The organism is uncultured Planktosalinus sp. (assembly GCF_963973675.1).
Classification (GTDB): domain Bacteria; phylum Bacteroidota; class Bacteroidia; order Flavobacteriales; family Flavobacteriaceae; genus Planktosalinus.
Genome location: NZ_CAXBAN010000236.1, coordinates 1 through 4,284, shown reverse-complemented (window position 1 = coordinate 4,284; position 4,284 = coordinate 1). Strand labels below are relative to the sequence as shown.

4 protein-coding genes and 1 pseudogene are annotated in these 4,284 nt (G+C 36.7%); all 5 read right to left on the bottom strand.

Annotated elements, in window-relative coordinates:
• Positions 1-751 (bottom strand): peptidylprolyl isomerase (locus AACY61_RS09605; protein ID WP_339611357.1); only part of this gene is annotated, 751 nt, incomplete at its 3' end.
• Positions 748-1,587 carry a SurA N-terminal domain-containing protein gene (locus tag AACY61_RS09600; protein ID WP_339611356.1) on the bottom strand — a complete coding sequence of 280 codons (840 nt, stop codon included), beginning with the start codon at positions 1,585-1,587 and terminating at the stop codon, positions 748-750. The genes AACY61_RS09605 and AACY61_RS09600, both read right to left, overlap by 4 nt.
• A 365-nt stretch (positions 1,588-1,952) precedes the next feature.
• Complete coding sequence (lptC, locus tag AACY61_RS09595; RefSeq protein WP_339611355.1) at positions 1,953-2,525, bottom strand: LPS export ABC transporter periplasmic protein LptC; 573 nt, start codon at positions 2,523-2,525, stop codon at positions 1,953-1,955.
• A 2-nt stretch (positions 2,526-2,527) separates the two neighbouring features.
• Entirely contained in the window at positions 2,528-3,901 is a 1,374-nt protein-coding gene (locus tag AACY61_RS09590; protein WP_339611353.1) for a hypothetical protein, read from the bottom strand.
• A 25-nt stretch (positions 3,902-3,926) separates the two neighbouring features.
• A pseudogene (locus AACY61_RS09585) lies at positions 3,927-4,284 on the bottom strand (hypothetical protein); the annotation flags it as partial.

Here is a 4,284-nt window from a genome sequence, read left to right as displayed (position 1 = left end):
ACGCCCAGTTAACGATTTCTCTGTTATTTCCAATACCGGGAATATTTTCTTCAAGCTCACCAATTTTATTTACCGGTTTTACATCTACCATCGCTTCCTTTGATGCTGCCATAAAATCAGTTTTCAAAGCATTTGATTCAAAACGTGTGGCATTCGTAAAGGTCTGGTTCAAGGTCTCTTCTGAGGGTTCAATGTTTTTAGTAATGAAAGCAACTTTAATGGCTTTTTGAATGTTTTTCTGGTCTTCAATACTGATGATGTGAAAACCAAAATCGGTTTCTACTACAGCTTTGTCACCTGTGGAGTTATTGAAAATAAAGTTATCAAACTCTTCAACAGTGGCTTGTGGAGTTAAATACCCTAAGTCTCCGTTGTTTTGCGCTACACTGGGGTCATTTGAAAACTGTCCTGCCAAATCTTCAAATTTTGAGGCATCTCGTTGAATAACATTCAGCAAACTATCAGCAAGGGTTTTTGCCTGTTCTTTAGTTCGACTGATTTCACCGGCTGTTTGTAGACCTTCCCAAGAAATTAAAATGTGTTTTGCCTGCACTGAATCTGCCAGCTGACGCTGAGCAACAACTTTAGTAAGATTGAATTGCTGTTCAGTTTTATAGGGCCCATATATTTCTCCAACATTCATTGCAAACAAAGTATCTGCAATACTCTGTGGTAATTGATTTTTAAAATACCAACGGTCATTGTAAGGGCTGTCTGAATGTTGTGAAAGATAGGTTACATAGTCAGTCACTTTTGCAAACCCTGGAACAGTATCATTGCATTGTATTCGAATTTTGGTTCTAAAAGAGCTGTTATTTCTTCTTCAATTTGAGCTTCGTCTGTTGAAGTGGGTGCTTCTTCAAACAAAGTATATTGAATATCAACTGCAGCATCAGCCTGGTATCGTTGAGCATTTCTCTTTATATAGTCATTGATATCGCTTTCTGTTACTTCAATGTCGTCATCTGAAATATTGGAATAAGGAATCTGGATGAACTCAATATCCACCTTATTGTTTTCTAACTTGTACTCCTGCTTTCCTTCATAGCTAATTGGATTAAGCCCGGCAGTAATCAGTGTGTAGTATGTTTGTTCCTTTGCGTTTTGGCTTACACTGTTTTCAAACTGCACAAACTGGCTGTACATTTCGGGAGCATTTGCTTTGACATCGGCCAGGTACTCCTGAAGTTTAAAGTTGTCAAAAACACCCGCTTCATTGGTAAATGATGGATTACCGGCAAGGTTTTCAGCAAGGGCATTTTGTAGCTGTTCGTCGCTTATTTGAAGTCCCAGTTTCTCAAATTGTTCTTTTAAAAGTGTTGAACGAAGCTCACTGTTCCAAACAGCATTTGCTGCCTGAAGACTTGTAGCATTGCTTCCCATATTTCTAAGTGCGTTTTCAACTTTAGTGACAAATTCTGTTCTGGAAATGTCATTCCCATTGACGGTTGCAATGGTGTTTTGTTCTTTGTTTGATGTGAATCCACCTGAATCAATCACATCCATAAAAACAAAAGAAAAGAGCGCAAGCGCAATTATTACAATTAAGAATACTGACTGTTGTCTAATTTTATTTAATACTGCCATCTTTGAAGATATTTAATAGTGGGCGAAAATACCAATTTTGAACAACTTATGAAAAACTTATTCATCAAAAGTTCACTTATTTTATAAAAATAATTTTTTGGAGAGCAAGAAAAAGCAATTAGCTCTATAAGTTTTTGATAATCTGAAGTTTAAAACTTAAGCTCGAAAGCTGATTTTATTTTTCCTGTTGACGTTTTTCCATTTTTTTTCGGAAATTACGTTTAAAAAAGTACATAAATATTGACACTACTGAAAAAAACAAAAATAAATAGGCCCGATCTTTGTCAGAATTCCAACTCGTGGCAACTGCAACCACTGAAAGCACAAACATTACTAAATAAGCATATTCAAATATTTTATAAACTTTATTCTTCATCATTTATAGATTTATCTACGATTTGTACTCCAACATTTCTTCTCGAAATGAAATTACTAAAATCCTCACTTGAATCAAAACCAGAGCCTTCATTAAAGGACCCGTCTTTAAATTCGATTTGGTAAGGCTGGTCTGTAAAAACCCATTTGTTATTTTGATCCCAATACAATTGATTTGAGTTTAAAGTAACACTGTCACTGGTTACCAGCACCACATTGCCCCTAAGATCAACAAGATTAGATTGGTCAAAATGAATGCCATAGTCTGAGGTTACTGTGTTTTTTTCACCTTTTTCATTCCAAAAAATTACTTCCACACCATCGGGAAACTCAGTAAATGAATAGTTATAATTTGAAAAATCGAGTAAGGTTGGAGTAATTAAATTGGCTACCAGTTTTCCCGAATCGGTATGCTTGAGATTCACTCCCTTCCCTTCAGCCACGGGCCCAAGGTCTGAAACGCTAAGTTGTTGTATTTGTCTGTAATTATCTTCACAAGCAAAAAGCGTTATGACTGCAACTACAGTCATAACGCTTTTAAAACTTTTGTGTGTGAATTTCATTCTTATAGATTTGGCACTCTAACACTGCCGCCTACCCAACATTTTCCGAAAGAAATGGTTTTGCCTTGCATGCCTTCCTGAAAGATATCACTTCTGCTGGGAGCTCGTTGCATATAACTGTTTGCTGCTGCATTGGCATTTCCGGCAACTGCAGGGTCCACTCGTGCTGCAGTTCTGGCTAAATCTGCAGCCAGCCAGTTTACCGCTCTTCTTTCAAATACATTGTCTCCACAGTTATTGGAACTGGAAGCAATCATACTGGCAATTTGTAAATAGGCTCTTCCATAAGACGGTTTGGCTTCAATTGCTTTTCTGTAGAAGGTTCTGGCATTGCTCAAGCTTCCTGATTTTCTGTAGTTTTCACCGAGCTTATAGTATGTATCTGCTTTTTTGTTTTTGTTGGTTTCAAGTTCTGCTGACTGTAAAAAGTAATCCAGTGCAACTTTGGATTTACCATCAGCTTCAGCCAATTGACCTAAGTAATAAGCCGATCTTGATGAGGGATTCAGATTGTGCAACTCTTGCACTAACTTAAAGAACAAGGGGTCTTCACACTCTTTAGCTGAAAGTCTTCCGGCAGCTGCCTGCAACCAGTTTACGTCAGATTTTTTTTCTTCAAAGTCTTTATTGTATAAAGGAATTAGGTTTTCACAATCTGCGAGGATTCCCAATTTACCGTTTACACTTCCCTTAACCTGTGAATAAGCTCTTAGGTTTGTTTCACCTGCACTTAAAAGCTTTTCTTCATTTTGACTCAGTTTGGTTCCTGCATCTTGCTTTTCAATTAAGGGAGTTATTTTTAAGGCCAGCGAATTTTCTTCTTCTTCAATTTTAGCAATCAATTCGTCGTAAAGTTCAAAGACTTCAGAGATGTCTTTTTGACCGGCAGCCTGTAAATCTACTGCTAAGGAAAAATAGGTATACAAAGCTTTTGGGCTTGTAAAGTTTTCCTTGTCTTTTTTGTAAGCAGCATCAAAAGCGTTAAACATATCCATTGCGCTTCCTATTCTGTAATCAAACATCACCTGTGCAAAATCTGACAACATGGCTCCTTCTTTGGTTTTAGCAGGAAAATACTGCAAACGTTCTCTGTATAATTTTTTATATTCATTGTACTCTGCCATTTTCTGATCTTCTTCAGCATTTTCGATACGGTGTTTGTAGAGTCTTTCACCATATTGGTACATTGATAAGTGAAAATCAGGACAATCTCTTCTTAGGTCTTGTAAATAAGGATATGCTGCCTTGTATTTTTCAACTTTAGCTTGATCAGTGAACAAGGCTAAAGTTACAACACAGTCTTCGTTTGTGTTTGCTACAGTTGTATTGCTTAAGAGGAATAAACTAAACAGTAATAAAGTGGCTTTGATTTTCATTTTCATTGTTTTTCTATAAAATATATTAATCATAAAGTGTTTTTATAAACCAGCGATCATTGAGCGATAAGCTTATAATGGTATTGAAAAAGTTTTCCTGAACTAGACCGCTATTCTTTGTACCGCGGCTTCCTACTTCAAATCCAATGTTAAAATTGGAAAACATTCTCCCCACCGGTAATCCTACTCCAAAAGATATGCCAAACTCATTAATGTTCTCATTGTTCACAATAAGTCCGGTGTCTTCATACCTTACTCCTGCCCGGTAGGTTACTTTGTTAAAGTAACTGGAAAGAGAGTTGTATCGCGGAGTATAAAACCCGCCAAGTTTATATTTTGAGGCATCCTTAAAGCTTACATTATCCAGTGTAAAGCTTCTGTTT

Bases quoted from the DNA above. Each gene is read 5' to 3' on its own strand.
- AACY61_RS09600 (WP_339611356.1), bottom strand. From the start codon at position 1,587: ATGGCAGTATTAAATAAAATTAGACAACAGTCAGTATTCTTAATTGTA.
- lptC (WP_339611355.1), bottom strand. From the start codon at position 2,525: ATGAAATTCACACACAAAAGTTTTAAAAGCGTTATGACTGTAGTTGCA.
- AACY61_RS09590 (WP_339611353.1), bottom strand. From the start codon at position 3,901: ATGAAAATCAAAGCCACTTTATTACTGTTTAGTTTATTCCTCTTAAGC.